We start from the raw sequence: 17,708 nt of genomic DNA on the forward strand, positions 1-17,708 counted from the left end.
ACGGCTCCATCAAGGGTGCGAGAAGAGAGCGTGTACGGCGGCTGCGACGGTGATCAGAGCGACGGCGGTGCCCGCGAGCACGGGCGCGGTCGGTCCGAAGGCGCTGTTGCCGAGTGCGGCGACCACTCCGGCGGCGACGGCCCCGCCCTTGGAGACGAACTCCAGGGAGCCGAACATCCTTCCCGGCGAGCGGCCTTGCACCGCGTCGGCGGCGAGCAGGGACAGACCGACCAGGCCGAGCGTGAGCCCGGCGCCGAGCAGCAGCCGGACGGCCGTGAACGTGATCAGCGAACCGGCCACGGCATGCCCCGCGAGACCCGCGGTCACCGCCGTGAAACCGAGGGCGATACCGAGCCGGGGGCGGTTGCGGAAGGCGGAGTGCACGGGCGCCGCGAAGAGCAGGTAACACAGGTGCGGCAGGGCGAAGAGCGACCCGGAGACGACCGGGGAGATCCCCGATATTCGGTCCCCGAGCAGGGCGATGAGGTAGGGGAACGAGATCACGGTCGAGAAGACGAACGCGAACTCGAAGAGGTACAGCTCCCGCAGGAGCCCGCGCTGCGCGGTGACCGGCGGCGCTACCACCGCGATCTCGACCGGCTCAGCTCCGAGCATCTGCTGCTCCGCCCGCGGCTTCTCCATGACCACGACGGTCTCGCGCGGTTCCGGCAGTGCCAGCAGCATCGCCGCGGCGCCCAGCGGGAGCAGCGCGAGCAGCGCGTACTGGCGGTGCGGGGAGAGCCAGGGGGACAGCGTGCCGACCACGATGGGCGCGGCGACGAGGGCGGCGCGGGCGCTGCCCTGCATCAGGGTCAGGGCCCAGGACAGCCGGGTGCCGTCCAGCCCCGCCGCGAGATAGCCGTTGGTGGCGGCGAAGGTGCCGCCGAGGATGCCCTGCAGCACGAGGGCGGCGGTGAAGGTGGGCAGCGAGTCGGCGGCCCCGGCCAGCAGGAACGACAGCGCCAGCCCGAACTGGGCCCGCAGCAGAAGCCGTTTGCGGCCGTAGCGGTCGGCCAGCCGCCCCCACAGCGGGGCGGCGAGGCCGCCGAAGACCGTCGGGACGATGTAGAGCAGCCCGGCCCAGTGCGCGGTCGGGTCACCCAGCTCCGGCAGGATGGACGTCAGGTACGGGGGCAGGCCGAGCGCGGCGAACGAGGCGACGAAGTAGCAGGCCGCGACGGCGTGCACCTGGCGGCGCCCCAGGGCGGGAGCCGGAGCGGCGGAAATCGTCGCCGCCTCGGCGCTCACCGCGAACCAGTCCCGACCAGCAGGTAGTTGGGGCCGGTCGTGTAGTGCTTGTTGATGTCGGCCGCGCCGGAGCGCTCCTTGCTGAGCAGGGTCCCGGCGCTGACCATCGCCTTGACCGGGAGCCGCTCGGCGTTCAGCACGCGTTCGCGCAGCAGCTCGGCCGGCTCGCCGCCCAGACGGTCGAACGCCTCGGAGAGCCGGTCGCGGACCAGCCGCAGCAGGTCGTCCAGCGGCGCCCGGCCGTGGTCGGCCAGCCCGAAGGCGTACGAGCCCGCGCACAGGTGGACGGTGATGGTGGTGAACAGGTCGATGAGCGGTTCGTCGGAGACGCAGAAGATCCGTTCGTCGTCGAACTCGTCGATCCTGGCCGTAAGTTCGCCCAGTGCCCGGCTCAGTCGCGCGGTGTTGATGCGTGGCCCGTCGTTGTCCTTGAGGACCAGCCGCAGCCGGGTGGTGCCCGTCGTGCGGTCCTGGTCCAGGGCGAGGGAGATGTTCTGCTGGTGCGACTCCAGGGCGATCCCGTAGCCGAAGAGCGTGGTCTGCCAGTCGAACAGCAGTGTCAGGCAGGCGTCCAGGAGAGCGATGGGGTCGCCGTCGTAGAAGCGGTCGGCGAGCTGGTCGATCACCAGCCGGCCGTCCGGGGCGCCGGCGAGCAGCGCGGCTATCGGGACCAGGACGGAGTTCTGCAGGTGCTCCGGATAGCGGCGCAGCAGGACGGCGAGGAGCTCGTGCCCGGCGTGCGCGTAGCGGCGCTCGTCGGCGAGCAGCACGGTGTCCTGGAACCGGGGTTCGCGGGCGATCACCTCGCTCAGCAGCAGCTGGCAGGCGGCCCCGTCGGCGAGCGTGCCCGGCTTGATGGTCCGCCGGTTGCGCAGCCCCAGGGTCGCGGTGGCCAGCGGCAGCTTCAGATGCAGCAGCGGATACGTACGGTCCGCGAGCGTGCGCATGGACAGGGTGGGGACGAGGGACAGCGGCGCCTGTTCGGCGAGGAACGCGCGCCCTTCCAGACCGGTGGCGCGCAGCGCCTCGTCCAGCGGCGTCCCGACGGTCAGCGGGTGCACCGGGAGCACGGTGTGGGTGTCGCGCAGCTCCGGCATGCCGAGGGAGGCGGGTGTCGGCCACAGATAGGCGTACGTCTCGGCGGGGCCGCCGCCGGACTCCGTCACGGCATCACGGGGCAGGACGAGCCAGCGCGGTGCGACGTCCTCGTGGAACTCCGGCGCATAGGCGCGCAGGTCGGACTCGCCGAGGCCGCTGCGGCCGCGCGATGTCGGATACACCGGGTGGTCGTGGAAGGCGGCCAGCGCGTCGAAGCCCAGGCTGCGGGCGTACGTCCAGTACGCGGTGTCGGAGCCGTAGCGCTCGGCGAGCCGGCCGGTCACCTCCGCGCGCACCCGGTCGTGCAGCCGCAGGGTCGCCGCGGTCTGCCGGCACTCCTCGGCGAACGCGTCGAAGCCGGCCTGGTCGACGGGGTCCGCCAGGGCGCGCAGTGCCCGCAGCACGGCGTCGGCGCCGGTGAGTTCGCGGCCGTCCGAGGCGCGCCGCAGCAGCGGCAGCCGGGCGGCGTACTCGCTCTGGAAGCCGTCGTCGGTCACCGGGAGCAGCAGCGCTTTCCCGAACCCGCCGGCCCCGTCACCGCCGTAGGTGTACGGCAGCCGCAGCCAGCGGCCGTCGGACTCCTCGACGAGGGTGGAGCGGGTGCGCAGCCCGACGACGTCCTCGCGCAGCAGCGCGCTGAGCACGCGCAGCATCAGTTCCGCGTCCACACCGGCATCGGTCGTACGGGTGCCCGTCATGGGGTGATCTCCCAGCGCTGCGCCCGGAGGAAGTCCGTCACGACGCGGTCCACCGCCTCCTGGTCGGTTCCGGTGGCGCGCACGATGCCGAGGAGGTCCCGGTTGGTGTGGTGCAGTTCGTGCCGTTCACCGGTCGCGCGCAGCGGGCGGTAGACCAGCCGGACACCGTCCACCGTGCGCTCGGTGGCCTCGGGCGCGGCGGTCAGGGTGCCCGCCCGGTCCGCGCACGGGTACTCCAGCCGGGCGCGGCCGCCGCCGCGGGCGCCGAGGTCGGCGGGGAGCGGTTCGCCCAGGTGGACGCGGAGGATGTGCTCGAAGAGGGGGATGTCGAGCAGCCCGGCGAGCAGCAGATCGCACTGGTCGCCGATGGCCCGGTAGTTCACCTCGATGATGCGCGCCCGGCCGTCCTGGACCACGAACTCGGTGTGACAGGCGCCGAACCCGACGCCGAGGGCGTCCAGTTGCGCGAGGATCTGCTCGACGACCGCGGCGGGGTGCTCGGGAACGAAGGTGAGCCGTTCCTCGATGAAGTAGGGGAGCGGCGAGAGCCCGGTGTGGAATCCGCCCAGCACGTGCCGGGTCCGGCCGTCACCGAGTGTCTCCAGCGTGTACAGCTCGCCGGTGAGGTACTCCTCGGCCACGAGCGCCGCCTGCGGGCGGCGGGCCTGGATCTCCTTGCAGCGCAGCACCAGTTCCTCGGGGCCGCCGACGAGGACCACGTCCTCGCTGGCCACGCCCTCGCGCGGTTTCACCACGCACGGGTAGGGGACCGGCAGGCCGAGCAGCGAGGCGGGGTCCGCGCCGGCCGCGAGTTCGGCGGACCACACGGTGTCGGCGCCGGTGGCGGCCAGGTGGCGGCGCATCTGCGCCTTGTCCTTGGTGCGCAGGGCGGCCTGCCAGGGCTTGGCGGGCAGACCGAAGTACTCGGCGGCGAGCGCGGTCTGGGTCTGCAGGTGGTCGCTGTTGGTGAAGACGGCGTGGGGGGTGCGGCCGGTGGCGATCCGGGTGATGACGGCACGGAAGTCGCGTACGTCGCACTCCTCGACGTCCACCTGGGTGCCGTACAGCTCCTGGTGGGCGGCGGGGGAGTCGGTGAGGACGGTGACGTCCAGGCCGAGCCGGGAGGCGGCCGGCAGGAAACCCTCGGTGACGGAGTCCGTGGGGTTGAGCGCGAGCAGATACAGCCGCATGGCTGAGAGTCCTGTTCTGGGAACGTGTGGTGGGGAGGGGGCGGGCCGGGGGAGGCCCGCCCCTCTCACACGGGAAGCGTTACTCCGGCAGGTCGACGCCCGCGGCCTTGGCCACGTCGCCGAGCATGCTGAGCGCGGCCTGGACGCCGATGCCGGACATCCACGTCTCGTCGGTCACGTTGACGACCTTGTGGTTCCTGACCGCGCCCAGGTCCTTCCAGACCGGGTTGGACTCGACGACGCTCTGCCGCGTCTTGGCCGGGTCGTCGGAGACGGTGACGAAGACCAGGTCCGCGTCGGCCTTGTCGATCTGCTCGGGGCCGACCTCCAGCATCGCGCTGTGGACGTTCTGCGAGGCCGGGCGGCCCAGGCCGATGTCGCTCAGCACGACGCCGCTGAACGAGTCCAGCTGGTAGAGCCGGGTCGGGCCGGCGACGAAGCGGACGACCGAGGCGGTCGGCTCCTTGCCGCCGTTCCTGGACTTGATGGCCGCACCGAGCTTCTTGGCGCGGTCCTCGTAGGACTTCAGCGCGGTAGCGGCTTCCTTCTCCAGGCCGAGAGCCTTGGCGTGGACGGCCAGGTTCTCCTTCCAGGGGAAGCCGGTGGTCGCGGTGAAGACGGTCGGCGCGATGGCCTTGAGCTTGTCGTAGACCTTCTCGTGGCGGACCTTCGAGGACAGGATCAGGTCCGGCTTGAGGGACGCGATCAGCTCGAGGTCGGGCTCCGCGGACGGGCCGACATCCTTGGTGCCCTCGGTCCTGCCCTGCAGGTACGCCGGGAAGCCGCCCTCGGACTTGAGGTGCGGTGCGACCGCGCCGACCGGGGTGATGCCGAGCATCGTCACGTCGTCCAGCTCGCCGGTGTCGAGCACGACCACGCGCTGCGGCTTCGCGGGAATCGTGGTGCTGCCCATGGCGTGCGTGATGGTGCGCGGGAAACCGTCGGCGGTGGCCGCGGCGTTCGCCTTGTCGTCCTTGGCCGCGGTCCCGCTGCCGCAGGCGGCGAGCGCTCCCACGCCGATGACGAGGGCGACGGGCGCGGCGATCAGCCGGACGAGACGGCGGTGGAGCGGGGCTCTGGTGTTCATGAGGGTGGGGGTTCCTTGCGACTGGACAGGAGAGGGGGACGGGGGAAGGGAAAGGTCGGGGCTCAGCCGGCGACGGCGGTGGCGTGCCGTCTGGCGCGGCCGCGGGGCACGACGAGCGGGGTGCCGGTCTCGGGGTCGGGGATGACCTGGCAGTCCACGTCGAACACGGCCTTCACCAGCGCCGCGTCGAGCACCTCGGAGGGCGGCCCGGCCGCGGCCGGCCGGCCCTCCTGGAGGACGACGAGATGGTCGGCGTACCGGGCGGCCTGGCCGAGGTCGTGCAGCACCATGACGACGGTGCGCCCGGACTCGGTGTGCAGGTCCGACACCAGGTCGAGGACGTCGAGTTGGTGCCGCAGGTCGAGGAAGGTGGTGGGCTCGTCGAGGAGCAGCAGCTCGGTGTCCTGGGCGAGGGCCAGCGCGATCCAGGCGCGCTGCCGCTGACCGCCGGAGAGCTGGTCCACGTGCTGGTCGCGCAGTTCCGTGGTGCCGGTGCGCTCCAGTGCCTCGTCGACGGCGGCCTGGTCGGTGGCCGACCAGGGGCTGAGCAGCCGCTGGTGCGGGTAGCGGCCGAGCCGGACCAGCGCCTCGACGGTGATCGCCTCGGGGGTGACCGGCTGCTGCGGCAGCAGCCCCATCCGGCGGGCCAGCGAACGGGCGGGCATCCGGTGGATGTCCGCGCCGTCCAGGGCCACAGTGCCGGCGGCGGGGGAGAGCAGCCGGGACAGCCCGCGCAGCAGCGTCGACTTCCCGCAGGCGTTGGGGCCGACGATGGCGGTGACGGCGCCGCCGGGCAGGACGAGGTCCAGGCCGCCGATCACCAGACGGTCGCCGTAGCGCAGGTCCAGGCCGTGGGTGGAGAGCTGGTTGGTGCGGTTCGGCCGGTCGGCGCGGGCGGTCATCCGAAACTCCGGTGTGTGGGCCTGCTCTGACGAATCATCAGGACGAGTAGCCAGGGGGCGCCGAGGGTCGCGGTGACCACGCCGACGGGCAGTCCGTGCACCGGCAGCAGATGCTGGACGACCAGGTCGGAGCCGAGCAGCAGGACGGCGCCGGTGAGGGCCGACAGCGCGAGCGTTCCGGCGGTCGGCGGCCCGGCGAGGAAACGGACCACGTGCGGTACGGCGAGTGCGACGAACGCGACCGGGCCGGTGAGCGCCGCGGCCAGCGAGGCCAGCACGATGGCGGTGAGCAGCAGTTGGAGGCGTGCGGCGGACGGCGCCAGGCCGAGCCCGCCCGCGGAGTCGTCGCCCAGGTCGAGGACGGCGAGGCGCCGGTGGAGGACGAACGCGGCGGCCATCGCGGCGGCCACGGCGCCGCCGGCGGCGGACACCTCGGTCCAGGTCCGCCCGTAGAGCGACCCCGTCGTCCACTGCAGCGCGGAGTTGGCGAGTTCGGCGGGGAAGCGCACCACCATCAGGTTGACGGCGGCGGCCAGGCCCGCCTGAACGGCCAGCCCCACCAGGACGAGACGGGTGACGCCGAGCCCCGAGCGCCAGGCGAACGCGCCGAGCAGGACGGCGGCGAGCAGCCCGCCGCCGAGGGCGGCCAGCGGGATGAGGGTCTGCGAGGCGCCGGTGGCGAGCAGCGAGACGGCGCCGAGGGAGGCGCCGCCGGTCACGCCCATGACGTCGGGGGAGGCGAGCGGGTTGCGGAACAGCCGCTGCAGCAGCCCGCCGGCGACGGCGAGGCCCGCGCCGGCGACGATCGCCGCCGCCATCCGGGGCGCCCGGAACTCCTGGACCACCAGCACGTCGCCGGAGTCGCCGAGGCCGATCAGGGCGCGCAGCGCGGTGAGCGGGGGCATCAGGATCTGCCCGGTGGTGAGCGCGGTGGTGGCCAGTACGAGGATCGCCGCCACGGCGCAGACGCTCAACAGCGCGGTCCGGCGCCCGCGGGAGGGCCGCCGCTTCGGGGCGGCGGAGGCATCCTTGGCATCCTTCCGGGGTGCGGGGACGAGGGACTGCGTCGTCGTGGGGGCGGGCGGGGTCACGGGCGTGGGCGGGGTCGTGGGGGCGGGCGGCGTCATCGGGCCACCTTCCGGGCCAGCACCGCGAGCAGCGGCGCGCCGAGGAAGGCGGTGACGATGCCGACCTCCAGTTCGGAGGGCGCGATCATGACGCGGCCCAGGACGTCGGCGCCGAGCAGCAGCAGCGGGCCGGCGATCAGACAGCCGGGGACCAGCAGCCGGTGGTCGTTGCCGAACACCAGCCGCACCAGGTGCGGGGCGGCCAGCCCGATGAAGGCGACCGGTCCCGCCACCGCGACGGCGGAGCCCGCGAGCAGCACCACGGAGAGGCCGCCGGCGACCCGGATCCTGGCCACCGGCACGCCCAGGGCCTGCGCGGTCTCGTCACCGAGGGCCAGGGCGTTGAGCGCCGGGGTGATGGCCAGCGCGATGACCAACCCGACGGCGATCAGCGGGAGTACGGGGTAGAGGACGTCGAGTGTCCGCCCCGAGAGCGAGCCGGCGAGCCAGAACCGGGCTTCGTCCAGGGTGCGGTTGCTCGCCAGCATCACGGCGGACGTCCAGGACACCAGGACGGCCGTCAGCACCGTGCCGCCCAGTGCGAGCCGTACCGGGTCCAGGTCGCCCGCCCGCCGGGCGAGCGTCTGGGCGAAGAGCGCGGCGGCCGCGGCTCCGGCGAACGCGAACCACAAGTACTGGGAAGGGTGCGTCAGATGCAGTGCGTAGATCGCGGTGACGACGGCGAAGCCGGCGCCCGCGTTGATCCCCAGTGTGGTCGGCGAGGCCAGCGGGTTGCGGGTGACGCCCTGGGCGACGGCGCCCGCCACCCCGAGCGCCGCGCCGACCGCGAGCCCGATCAGGGTGCGCGGTACGCGCAGCCCGGTGACCACCACGGCGTCACGGCTGTGGGCGTGGTGGAACAGGGCGTCGAGCACGGTGCCGAGGGGGACCGGCCGCGAGCCGAGTGCGAGGCTCGCGGCGGCGCACGCCGTCAACGCGACGGCGCCGAGCAGGAACAGCGGTATCCGCCGGACCGGGGAGGGGAGCTGGCCGGCGACGGCCGTCCGCTGGGTCTTGAGCACCGGTCGATCTTAGGTTAGGTAAACCTAACCTTGTCAATTCGCTGTGCATTCGCCACATTACGTGACGCGGTCGCGCTGTATGGGGGATTACTGGGACCTGACGGCATACGAGGCGGTACTGACCGATTCGTCGTCCAGGCAGGTGCCGGTCGCCAGGTCGAAGCGCTGCTTGAGCAGCGGTGAGGCGACGTACGCCCGGCCCGCCGCCGAGCCGAGCAGGCCGCGGGACAGCACGTAGGCGCCGGTGAACGGGTCCCGGTTGCCGATCGCGTAGAGGGCGCCGTGGCGGTCCTGGAAGAGGGCGGCCTGCGAGCCGTCGGGCAGCAGGGCGGCGACGCCCCGGCCCGGGGTCAGCAGGGCGTCGTCGCAGACCGGGAACCAGGCGTCGTCGAGGAGGAGTTCGATGGTCATGCGGTGACCGTCCCTTCGAGGGTGCGGATGGCGAGGGTGGGGCCGGCCAGCAGCACCGGGCCGGCCAGCAGATCCAGATCGGGCTTGACCTGGTCGCGCTCCTCGACGAACCGGACGCTGGGGTCGGGCACGTCCGGCGCGTTGACGAAGGAGACGAAGCGGCTCAGCCGCTCGGGGTCGTTGATGGTGTCGGCCCACTCGTCGCGGTACCCCGCGACATGCGCGGACATCAGTGACTCCAGCTCGTCGCAGATGCCCAGCGAGTCGTGCACGACGACGTCGCGGACGTGCTCCAGGCCGCCCTCGATCCGCTCCAGCCAGGCGGAGGTACGCTCCAGCCGGTCGGCGGTGCGGATGTAGAACATCAGGAAGCGGTCGATGAGCCGGACCAGTTCCGCGTCGCTGAGGTCCTGTGCCAGCAGGTCCGCGTGGCGCGGGTCGGCGCCGCCGTTGCCGCCGACGTACAGGTTCCAGCCCGACGCGGTGGCGATGATCCCGAAGTCCTTGCCACGGGCCTCCGCGCACTCGCGGGCGCACCCCGAGACGGCGGACTTGAGCTTGTGCGGCGAGCGCAGCCCCCGGTAGCGCAACTCCAGGCCGATGGCCATCTTCACGCTGTCCTGGACGCCGTACCGGCACCAGGTGCTGCCCACGCACGACTTCACGGTGCGCAGCGCCTTGCCGTACGCGTGCCCCGACTCGAACCCGGCGTCCACCAGCCGTGTCCAGATCAGCGGCAGCTGGTCGACACGGGCGCCGAAGAGGTCGATCCGCTGCCCGCCGGTGATCTTCGTGTAGAGGCCGAAGTCCCGGGCCACCTCGCCGATCACGATGAGCTTCTCCGGGGTGATCTCACCGCCGGGGATACGCGGCACGATCGAGTACGAGCCGTTGCGCTGCAGGTTCGCCAGGAAGTGGTCGTTGGTGTCCTGGAGCGCGGCCTGTCCGCCGTCCAGCACATGCACCGGAGCGCCGATCGACGGCGCCAGCGAGGCGATGACCGAGGCCACCGCCGGCTTGCAGACCTCGCAGCCCTCGCCGCCCCTGGCCGCCTCGCGCCCGTGGCTGTCGAGCAGTGCCGCGAACGAGGTGACCCGCAGCGCGCGCACGATCTCGTACAGCTCCTGGCGGGTGTGCGCGAAGCAGCCGCACAGCCCCTTGTCCTCGGCGGGCGGCAGCAGCTGCCCCAGCACCTTCAGGCAACTGCCGCAGCCCGTGCCGGCCTTGGTGCACTTCTTGAGCTGCGGCACGGTGGTGCAGGAGTGCTCGGTGACGGCGCCGAGGATCGCGCCCTTGGTGACGTTGTGGCAGCTGCAGATCACCGCCGTGTCGGGCAGCGACGACGGCCCGAGTTCGACCGGCCCTCCGGCGCCCGCAGGCAGCACCAGCCGCTCGGGCGGCACCGGCGGCACCGAGCCGGTCATCGGGCGCAGCATGCCGTACGAGTCGGCGTCGCCGACCAGGATGCCGCCCAGCAGCACACCCTCGCGCGAGACCACCAGCTTCTTGTACACGCCGGAACGGGAGTCGGAGTACAGCACGTCCAGGCAGCCGGGGGTGGCGCCGTGGGCGTCGCCGAAGCTCGCCACGTCCACGCCGAGCAGCTTGAGCTTCGTCGACAGATCCGCGCCCTTGAAGGAACCCGCGTCGCCCGCGATCGCCTTCGCCGCCGTCTCCGCCATCTCGTAGCCGGGCGCGACCAGCCCGTACACCCGGCCGTCGGAGGCCAGCGCGCACTCGCCGATCGCGTACACCGCCTCGTCCTCGGTCCTGCACTGCTCGTCCACGACGATCCCGCCGCGCTCGCCGACCGGCAGCCCGCACTCCCGGGCCAGCTGGTCGCGGGGGCGGACGCCGGCCGAGAAGACCACCAGGCCGGTCGTGAGCGTCGAGCCGTCCGACAGCGACATCGCGGCGACCCTGCCGTCCTCGCCCGCCACGATCGCCTGGGTGCCGACACCCGTGTGGACGGTGACGCCCATCTCCTCGATGGTGCGCCGCAGCGCCTCGCCGCCGCCCTCGTCGATCTGCACCGGCATCAGGCGCGGCGCGAACTCCACTACGTGCGTGTCCAGTCCGAGCCCCTTCAGGGCGCCCGCCGCCTCCAGGCCCAGCAGTCCGCCGCCGACGACCGTGCCGGTGCCGCCGGTCGCGGCGTACTCCTCGATCGCCAGCAGGTCCTCGATGGTGCGGTACACGAAGCAGCCCTCGGTGTCCTTGCCCGGGACCGGCGGCACGAACGGGAAGGAGCCGGTGGCCAGCACCAGCGTGTCGTACCCGAAGGTCAGCCCGGAGCGGGCGGTCACGGTGCGGGCCGCGCGGTCGACGGTGAGCGCGGGATCCCCCAGCCGCAGCTCGATGCCGTGCTTCTCCATGAAGCCGTCCTCGGCGAGGGCGAGTCCGTCCGGCGTCGTCCCGGAGAAGTACGAGGTCAGATGGACCCGGTCGTACGCCGCGCGGGGCTCCTCGCACAGCACGACCACCCGCGCCCGCTCGGTGACGCCCCGGTCGGCGAGCGCCTCCAGGAACCGCTGACCGACCATGCCGTGTCCGACCAGCACGATCGTCGGAACCGTGGGAACGTCCGTCGTGCCGCCAGCCATCGTGTCAACAGCCATGGTCAGGAACCTCCGTCGTTGGTGAGCAGGTGGAGCAGCGGAGCGGATGAGGCCGGGAGCGGCTCGTCGGCCTCCCAGGTGCGGGCGAGCGTGCCCACCGCGGCGAGATCGCCGAGCAGGATCCCGCCGACCAGCCGGTCGTCACGGATGACGACCTTCCGGTAGGCGCCGCGGGTCGCGTCCGTGAGGCGCAGTACGTCGTCGCCGGGGACCGGCAGCGGGTCGCCGAACGCGGCGAGGTCGAAGGGGGCGATCCCGGTGGCACCGGTACGGGCGGGCTCTGAGGCGTTGGCTGCGGGCGCGGGGGAGCCGCCGAGGGTCAGCCGGGTCAGGGCGCGGGTGCCGGTGTAGCGCGGTGGGTCCGCGGGGCGGCCGGGGGCGGGCCCCCGCGCCGCCTCGGTGAGCAGCAGCGCCAGCGCGTCCGCCTGTTCACGGGCCGCGTTCGCCAGGCCGTACACGACACCGCCGTGCTGCGAGCAGTCGCCGATCGCGTGGATGAACGGGTCGGACGTCCGCAGCTCGTCGTCCACGACGATGCCCCGGTCGACCTCGAGCCCCGCCGCCTGCGCCAGCCCGGTGCGGGGCCGCACACCGCAGGCGAGAACGACCAGGTCGGTGCCGAGGCAGTAGCCGTCGGCGAGTTCGACGGACCGGACGGCGCGGACGGCCTGCGGCGTACCGTCCGGGGCGGTCCGCAGTCCCCGCACCCGGCACTCCGTGTGGACCTCGATGCCCATCGACTCCAGATGCGTGCGCAGCAGCCTGCCGGACTGCTCGTCCAGCTGCCGCTCCATCAGGTACTCGCCCTGCTGGAGCAGGACGACATGGGCGCCGCGCGCCGCCAGCGCCCGCGCCGCGGACACCCCGAGCAGCCCGCCCCCGACGACGACCGCCCGCACGCCGGGGTGCAGCGCCCCGGACAGCGCCAGGCAGTCGTCCATGGTGCGGAAGGCGTGCACGCCCAGCGGCAGTTCACCGCGCCCGGCCTCGAACAGGCCGCGCAGCGGCGGGAGCACCGGGTTGGAGCCGGTGGCCAGCACCAGCCGGTCGTAGCGAGTGGCGGAGCCGTCGTCGCAGATCACGAGGCGCTCGGCGCGGTCCACCCGCACCACGCGCCGTACGGTGCAGGCGGCGTCCGGCAGCGTGATGACGTCCGGCTCGTACCGTCCGGCGAGTACCTCGGCGAGCAGCACCCGGTTGTACGGGGCGTGCGCCTCCTCCCCGAACAGCGTCACGCGGACGCCGGGGGCGGCGGGCGCGAGCTGCTGCGCCAGGCGCGCACCCGCCATCCCGCCGCCCACCACCACGATCTCCGTGCCCGCTTCGATGTCCATGCCGGTCAGCCTGCGGCGCGGCTGTTACCCGGCCGCATCGCGTCCGTTTCCCTGAGGGAACGGTGCCCTCAGCGCGGGACGGCGGCGGGTGTGAGACGGATGGCGGCGCGGCTCTGAGCCGCACGAGAGCCGAACCCGGGCCGCACCCGAACCGGAATAAAGACTGCGCGTAGATGATCTCTGCGAAGATTGATGCCCCCGAATCCGCTTACGGCCGGTGGGGACGGGTACGGTCGGATGATGGCCGCACCCGACGACAGCCCCGGTTTCCTGTTCTGGCGCACCTCCCTCCACTGGCAGCGCGCCATCGCGGCGGCCCTGGCGCCGCTCGATCTCACCCACGCCCAGTTCGTCCTGCTGGCCGGGCTGTGGTGGCTCGACAGCCAGGGCGAGCAGCCCAACCAGCTCCAACTGGCCCGGCACAGCGGCACGGACGTGAAGATGACGTCCCAGGTGCTGCGCCGGCTGGAGGACAAGGGCCTGCTCACCCGCGTGACCGATCCGAGCGACACCCGGGCCAAGCGGCTCGGCATCACGCCCGCGGGCGCCGAGCTGGCCACCGAGGCGGTCGCCACGGTCGAGGCGACCGACGCGGCGTTCTTCGGCGCGGCGCCCGACCAGGAAGCGCTGCTCGCCGCGCTGCGCACCCTCGCCCTGCCGCCCGCCGGACCGCCCGCCGACGCGTGATCGGTGACCGGATCGTTCCGCATCCAGGCACAATGGTGTCTGTACCGCGGACTCCGCCGAGGGCCAGGATCGAGGCATGAACCGAGCACTGATCGTCATCGACGTCCAGCAGTCCTTCCTCCAGCGCCCGCTGTGGCAGGCCTCGTCCAACCCCGGCATCGTCGGCCAGGTGAACCGCCTCGTGGCGCACGCCCGCGACGAGGGCGACCTCGTCGTCTGGGTGCTGCACAGCGAGCCCGGCACCGGCGGGGTCTTCGACCCGGCCAGCGGTCACGTGCGCCTGATGGAGGGACTGGAGCCGCTCGACGGCGAGCCGGTGCTCACCAAGACCGCGCACAACGCCTTCACCACCACCAACCTCCAGCAGCTCCTCACCTCGCGCGGCGTCACCGAGGTCATCACCAGCGGCATCCGCACCGAGCAGTGCGTCGAGACGACGACCCGGCTCGCCTCCGACCTCGGCTACGAGGTCACCTTCGTCACCGACGCGACCGCCACCACCCCGTGCGAGCACTGGGACGCGCCGGCCGGCCGCTCGGTCGAGGAGATCCTCGCCGACCCCCGCACCCTGCAGACCGACGACATCATCGCGCGCACCGAGTACGCGCTCGCCGGCCGGTTCGCCCGGGTGACCACCGTCAAGGAGCTGACCGGATCGTGACCCGGGTCGTCTTCCTGCTCGTCCCGCACCTGCACCTGCTGGATCTCGCGGGCCCGGCGCAGGTGTTCTCGACCGCGGCCGACTTCGGCTACGACTACGAGACCGCCTACGTCGGCGAGCAGGAAGACATCCCGACCGCCCAGGGCGTACCGCTCAGGGCGGCCACCCGCTGGCCCGACCTCACCCCCGACGACCTGGCGATCGTCCCGGGCTGGCGGTCCCGCACGCTGAGGCAGAACGGGCACGTGGCGGAGTCCACGCTCCAGCGGCTGCGCGACCACCACGCCGCGGGCGGCGTCGTCGCCAGCATCTGCGCGGGCGCCGACGCCCTCGGCCGGGCCGGCCTCCTCGACGGCCGCCGCTGCACCACCCACCACGACGTGCAGGACGAACTCGCCGTCCGCCACCCGCGGGCCACCGTCGTGCGCGATGTGCTCTACGTGGTCGACGACCGGATCGTCACGTCCGCCGGGATCGCCAGCGGCATCGACCTCGCGCTGCACCTCGTCGCCGGCCGGCACGGGCCGGGCGCCGCCGCCCGCATCGCCCGCAACATGGTCGTCTACGCCCGCCGCAACGGCGACGAACAGCAGACCAGCGCGATGCTCCGGCACCGCGCCCACCTCAGCGACGCCGTCCACCGCGTCCAGGACCTCATCGACGCCCGTTTCACCGAACACCTCGGCCTCGCCGACCTCGCCGCCACCTCCGGCGTCAGCGAACGCACCCTCACCCGCCGCTTCGGCGAAGCCACCGGCCTCACCCCGCTCCGCTACCAGCAGGTCCTCCGCGTCGAGCGCGCCGTACACCTCATCTCCCACGGCTCCACCATCGAATCCGCCGCCCGAGCCGTCGGCTTCGAGGACGCCCGCATGCTCCGCCGCCTGCGCGCCCGGGCCTGACGGCGCCGGGTCCCGGTTGAGTGAGGTGGTCCGACGTGGTTCGTGCGGCGCATCGGCCGCTATCGAGGATCGATCATGCGGACCGGTTGCCCCGTGGTGCGAGCGATGAGACGGTGATCACCGGCTCGTGGCGGACCGGGAAGTTGACCGAGGCGGCGATGAAGCAGGTGCGGTGGGCGTCGGCGTGGAGGGTGGCGGCCTTGTCGGCCATCTCCTGGGAGGCGACCTCGACCTGTGGGCGCAGGACCGCTTCCGTGAAGTGGCCGCCCTCGGGGGTGGTTTCCATCGTGCCGTGCGCGTTGTCCGTGTAGGCGGTGACGGTGACGCCGCCGACGGCGCAGACGTGCAGGTAGGCGAGCATGTGGCACTGCGACAGCGCGGCGAGGAGCAGCTGCTCGGGGTTCCAGCGGGAGGCGTCGCCGCGGAAGGTCGGGTCGGAGCTGCCGAGGATGGTGGGTACGCCGGCGGCCGAGACCTCGTGGGAACGGTCGTAGGCGCGGTAAGTGCTCGTCCCGGTACCGAGGTTGCCGGTCCAGGTGACCTGCGTGTCATAGGTGTGGGGCGTGGGCACGGCGGCTCCTTCTGTTGATCTGCCGGACAGGGCCCAGAGTACGTTCAGCCGGTCGCGGGACCCACCGCCTCCACCCGCACCGCGCACACCTTGAACTCCGGCATGCGGGACGTCGGGTCGAGAGCCGGGTTGGTCAGGGTGTTGGCGCGGCCCTCGCCCGGCCAGTGGAACGGCATGAAGACGGTGTCGGGGCGGATGGCGGAGCTGATGAGCGCGGGGGCGACGGCGCGGCCCCGGCGGCTGGTGACCGCGAGGACGTCGCCCTCGGCGACCCCCAGGCGCGCGGCGAGCTGTGGATGGAGCTGCACGAAGGGGCCGGGGGAGGCGGCGTTGAGTTCGGGGACACGGCGGGTCTGGGCACCGGACTGGTACTGCGCCAGGACGCGGCCGGTCGTCAGATGGAGCGGGTAGTCGGCCGACGGCTCCTCCGCGGAGGGCCGGTGCAGGACCGGGACGAAGCGGGCCCTGCCGTCCGGCGTCGCGAAACGGTCCAGGAAGAGGCGGGGCGTTCCGGGGTGCGCGGCGTCCGAAGACGTTTGCGGGCACGGCCAGAAGACGCCGTCCTCCTCCGCGATCCGCCGGTAGGTGATGCCCGAGTAGTCCGCCGGACCGCCCGCCGACGCGCGGCGCAGCTCGTCGAAGACCTCCTCGGGGTCGGTGGGGAAGCCCTTCTCCCACCCGAGCCGGGCGGCGAGCCCGTTCAGCACCTCCAGGTCGGTACGGACCTCCGGCGGCGGGTCGATCGCCTTGCGGCGCAGGATGACCCTGCCTTCCAGGTTGGTGGTCGTGCCGGTCTCCTCCGCCCACTGGGTGACCGGCAGCACGACGTCCGCCAGCTCGGCCGTCTCCGACAGGACGACGTCGCAGACCGCGAGGAAGCCGAGCGAGGCGATCCGTTCGGTGATGTGCGCGGCGTTCGGCGCGGAGACGACCGGGTTGGAGCCCATCAGCAGCAGCGCGTGCACCTCCACGCCGAGCGTGTCCAGCAGTTCGTACGCGCTGCGCCCCGGCGCCGGCAGGTCGTCCGGGTCGACACCCCACACCGCCGCCACGTGCGCCCGTGCGCCCGGGTCGTCCAGCTTGCGGTAGCCGGGGAGCTGGTCGGCCTTCTGGCCGTGCTCGCGCCCGCCCTGCCCGTTGCCCTGCCCGGTGAGGCAGCCGTAGCCGGAGAGCGGCCGGCCCGCGCGGCCGGTCGCGAGGCACAGGTTGATCCAGGCGCTGACGGTGTCGGTGCCCTTGGACTGCTGCTCGGGGCCGCGCGCGGTGAGCACCATGCTCTCCGGTGTCGCGCAGAACATCCGCACGGCCTCCCGGAGTTGCGGCACCGGCACCCCGGTGATGCGTTCCACCAGTTCCGGCCAGTGCGCCATGACGCCCGGCCGCGCCTCGGCCCAGCCGGTCGTGCGCTCCGCGATGAACCGCTCGTCCAGATGTCCCTCGGCGACGGCGAGGTGCAGCAGCCCGAGCGCGAGCGCCAGATCGGTGCCGGGCCGCGGCTGCAGATGCAGATCCGCGTGCTCGGCGGTACGGGTGCGGCGCGGATCGACGACGATCAGCTTGCCACCCCGCTCGCGCAGCTCCGTGAGGTACCGCAGCGCGGGTGGCATCGTCTCGGCGAGGTTGGAGCCGACGAGGATCACGCAGCCGGTGCGGGCGATGTCCTCCAGCGGGAACGGCAGCCCCCGGTCCAGGCCGAAGGCCCGCTGGTGGGCGGCGGCCGCCGAGGACATGCAGAACCGGCCGTTGTAGTCGATCTGCGAGGTGCGCAGCACCACCCGCGCGAACTTGCCGAGCGCGTACGCCTTCTCGTTGGTCAGCCCGCCGCCGCCGAAGACCCCGACGGCGTCGCGGCCGTGCTCGGCCCGCGTCCGCAGCAGTCCCTCGGCGACCCGGTCGAGCGCCTCGTCCCAGCCGGCCGGCTCCAGCGCGCCGCCGGCACCGCGCACCAGCGGCCCGGTCAGCCGCGCGCCGCGCGCCAGCACCTGGGGCGCGGTGCGCCCCTTGCCGCACAGCGCGCCCCGGTTCACCGGGAACGCGGGCCGTTCCACGACCTCGACGCCGCCCGCCGGCAGCGCCGCGAGCCCCATGCCGCATTGCAGGGCGCAGTAGGGACAGTGCGTGTCAATGGTGCTCGGGCTCATCCGCCCAGCCT

General features: G+C 73.1%; 15 protein-coding genes. 3 read left to right on the forward strand and 12 right to left on the reverse strand.

Features of this window, described 5'->3' with window-relative positions:
• Positions 1-9: 9 nt before the first annotated feature.
• The 10 genes from C6N31_RS09780 to C6N31_RS09825 all read right to left on the reverse strand — a co-directional run bounded on the left by C6N31_RS09780 (position 10) and on the right by C6N31_RS09825 (position 12,735).
• Positions 10-1,248 carry an MFS transporter gene (locus tag C6N31_RS09780; RefSeq protein ID WP_138353224.1) on the reverse strand — a complete coding sequence of 413 codons (1,239 nt, stop codon included), beginning with the start codon at positions 1,246-1,248 and terminating at the stop codon, positions 10-12.
• Positions 1,245-3,044, reverse strand: a complete 1,800-nt coding sequence (locus tag C6N31_RS09785) for an IucA/IucC family protein (RefSeq protein ID WP_138353225.1) — start codon at positions 3,042-3,044, stop codon at positions 1,245-1,247. The genes C6N31_RS09780 and C6N31_RS09785 overlap by 4 nt, the downstream gene beginning before the upstream one ends.
• A complete protein-coding gene (locus C6N31_RS09790) occupies positions 3,041-4,234 on the reverse strand; it encodes an ATP-grasp domain-containing protein (RefSeq protein WP_138353226.1) in 1,194 nt (397 codons plus the stop codon). The genes C6N31_RS09785 and C6N31_RS09790 overlap by 4 nt, the downstream gene beginning before the upstream one ends.
• Positions 4,235-4,313: 79 nt before the next feature.
• Positions 4,314-5,321 (reverse strand): ABC transporter substrate-binding protein, encoded by a 1,008-nt coding sequence (locus C6N31_RS09795; protein ID WP_138353227.1) that lies wholly within the window; start codon positions 5,319-5,321, stop codon positions 4,314-4,316.
• Between the two features lie 62 nt (positions 5,322-5,383).
• Positions 5,384-6,223 (reverse strand): ABC transporter ATP-binding protein, encoded by an 840-nt coding sequence (locus C6N31_RS09800; protein WP_138353228.1) that lies wholly within the window; start codon positions 6,221-6,223, stop codon positions 5,384-5,386.
• Complete coding sequence (locus tag C6N31_RS09805; RefSeq protein ID WP_138353229.1) at positions 6,220-7,350, reverse strand: FecCD family ABC transporter permease; 1,131 nt, start codon at positions 7,348-7,350, stop codon at positions 6,220-6,222. Before C6N31_RS09805 ends, C6N31_RS09800 begins: the two co-directional genes overlap by 4 nt.
• Entirely contained in the window at positions 7,347-8,315 is a 969-nt protein-coding gene (locus C6N31_RS09810) for a FecCD family ABC transporter permease (RefSeq protein ID WP_187145288.1), read from the reverse strand. The genes C6N31_RS09805 and C6N31_RS09810 overlap by 4 nt, the downstream gene beginning before the upstream one ends.
• Before the next feature lie 144 nt (positions 8,316-8,459).
• Entirely contained in the window at positions 8,460-8,783 is a 324-nt protein-coding gene (gene nirD / locus C6N31_RS09815) for a nitrite reductase small subunit NirD (RefSeq protein WP_138353231.1), read from the reverse strand.
• Positions 8,780-11,401: a nitrite reductase large subunit NirB gene (gene nirB / locus C6N31_RS09820; RefSeq protein ID WP_232484975.1), complete on the reverse strand. Its 2,622-nt coding sequence runs from the start codon at positions 11,399-11,401 to the stop codon at positions 8,780-8,782. The genes nirD and nirB overlap by 4 nt, the downstream gene beginning before the upstream one ends.
• 2 nt (positions 11,402-11,403) lie before the next feature.
• Positions 11,404-12,735 (reverse strand): NAD(P)/FAD-dependent oxidoreductase, encoded by a 1,332-nt coding sequence (locus C6N31_RS09825; protein WP_187144871.1) that lies wholly within the window; start codon positions 12,733-12,735, stop codon positions 11,404-11,406.
• 240 nt (positions 12,736-12,975) lie between these two features.
• Here C6N31_RS09825 and C6N31_RS09830 point away from each other — a divergent pair, with 240 nt between their 5' ends.
• From C6N31_RS09830 to C6N31_RS09840, 3 genes are all read left to right on the forward strand, one after another.
• The gene (locus C6N31_RS09830) at positions 12,976-13,422 is read left to right on the forward strand and encodes a MarR family winged helix-turn-helix transcriptional regulator (RefSeq protein ID WP_232484976.1); all 447 of its coding nucleotides are present in this window, start codon (positions 12,976-12,978) and stop codon (positions 13,420-13,422) included.
• 76 nt (positions 13,423-13,498) lie between these two features.
• Positions 13,499-14,083 (forward strand): cysteine hydrolase family protein, encoded by a 585-nt coding sequence (locus C6N31_RS09835; protein WP_138353233.1) that lies wholly within the window; start codon positions 13,499-13,501, stop codon positions 14,081-14,083.
• The gene (locus tag C6N31_RS09840; protein ID WP_138353234.1) at positions 14,080-14,985 is read left to right on the forward strand and encodes a GlxA family transcriptional regulator; all 906 of its coding nucleotides are present in this window, start codon (positions 14,080-14,082) and stop codon (positions 14,983-14,985) included. The genes C6N31_RS09835 and C6N31_RS09840 overlap by 4 nt, the downstream gene beginning before the upstream one ends.
• Before the next feature lie 73 nt (positions 14,986-15,058).
• Here C6N31_RS09840 and C6N31_RS09845 read toward each other — a convergent pair whose 3' ends face one another.
• Positions 15,059-15,556: an OsmC family protein gene (locus C6N31_RS09845; protein ID WP_138353235.1), complete on the reverse strand. Its 498-nt coding sequence runs from the start codon at positions 15,554-15,556 to the stop codon at positions 15,059-15,061.
• A 44-nt stretch (positions 15,557-15,600) separates the two neighbouring features.
• Complete coding sequence (locus C6N31_RS09850; protein WP_138353236.1) at positions 15,601-17,697, reverse strand: molybdopterin oxidoreductase family protein; 2,097 nt, start codon at positions 17,695-17,697, stop codon at positions 15,601-15,603.
• Positions 17,698-17,708 lie beyond the last annotated feature (11 nt).

Origin of the sequence: Streptomyces fildesensis, assembly GCF_016107395.1 — a bacterium.
Classification (GTDB): Bacteria; Actinomycetota; Actinomycetes; order Streptomycetales; family Streptomycetaceae; genus Actinacidiphila; species Actinacidiphila fildesensis.

What these genes read in the sequence shown, in the direction of transcription:
- C6N31_RS09785 (WP_138353225.1), bottom strand. Translation starts at nt 3,044, where the DNA reads ATGACGGGCACCCGTACGACCGATGCCGGTGTGGACGCGGAACTGATG.
- C6N31_RS09790 (WP_138353226.1), bottom strand. Translation starts at nt 4,234, where the DNA reads ATGCGGCTGTATCTGCTCGCGCTCAACCCCACGGACTCCGTCACCGAG.
- C6N31_RS09795 (WP_138353227.1), bottom strand. Translation starts at nt 5,321, where the DNA reads ATGAACACCAGAGCCCCGCTCCACCGCCGTCTCGTCCGGCTGATCGCC.
- C6N31_RS09800 (WP_138353228.1), bottom strand. Translation starts at nt 6,223, where the DNA reads ATGACCGCCCGCGCCGACCGGCCGAACCGCACCAACCAGCTCTCCACC.
- C6N31_RS09805 (WP_138353229.1), bottom strand. Translation starts at nt 7,350, where the DNA reads ATGACGCCGCCCGCCCCCACGACCCCGCCCACGCCCGTGACCCCGCCC.
- nirD (WP_138353231.1), bottom strand. Translation starts at nt 8,783, where the DNA reads ATGACCATCGAACTCCTCCTCGACGACGCCTGGTTCCCGGTCTGCGAC.
- nirB (WP_232484975.1), bottom strand. Translation starts at nt 11,401, where the DNA reads ATGGCTGTTGACACGATGGCTGGCGGCACGACGGACGTTCCCACGGTT.
- C6N31_RS09825 (WP_187144871.1), bottom strand. Translation starts at nt 12,735, where the DNA reads ATGGACATCGAAGCGGGCACGGAGATCGTGGTGGTGGGCGGCGGGATG.
- C6N31_RS09830 (WP_232484976.1), top strand. Translation starts at nt 12,976, where the DNA reads ATGGCCGCACCCGACGACAGCCCCGGTTTCCTGTTCTGGCGCACCTCC.
- C6N31_RS09835 (WP_138353233.1), top strand. Translation starts at nt 13,499, where the DNA reads ATGAACCGAGCACTGATCGTCATCGACGTCCAGCAGTCCTTCCTCCAG.
- C6N31_RS09850 (WP_138353236.1), bottom strand. Translation starts at nt 17,697, where the DNA reads ATGAGCCCGAGCACCATTGACACGCACTGTCCCTACTGCGCCCTGCAA.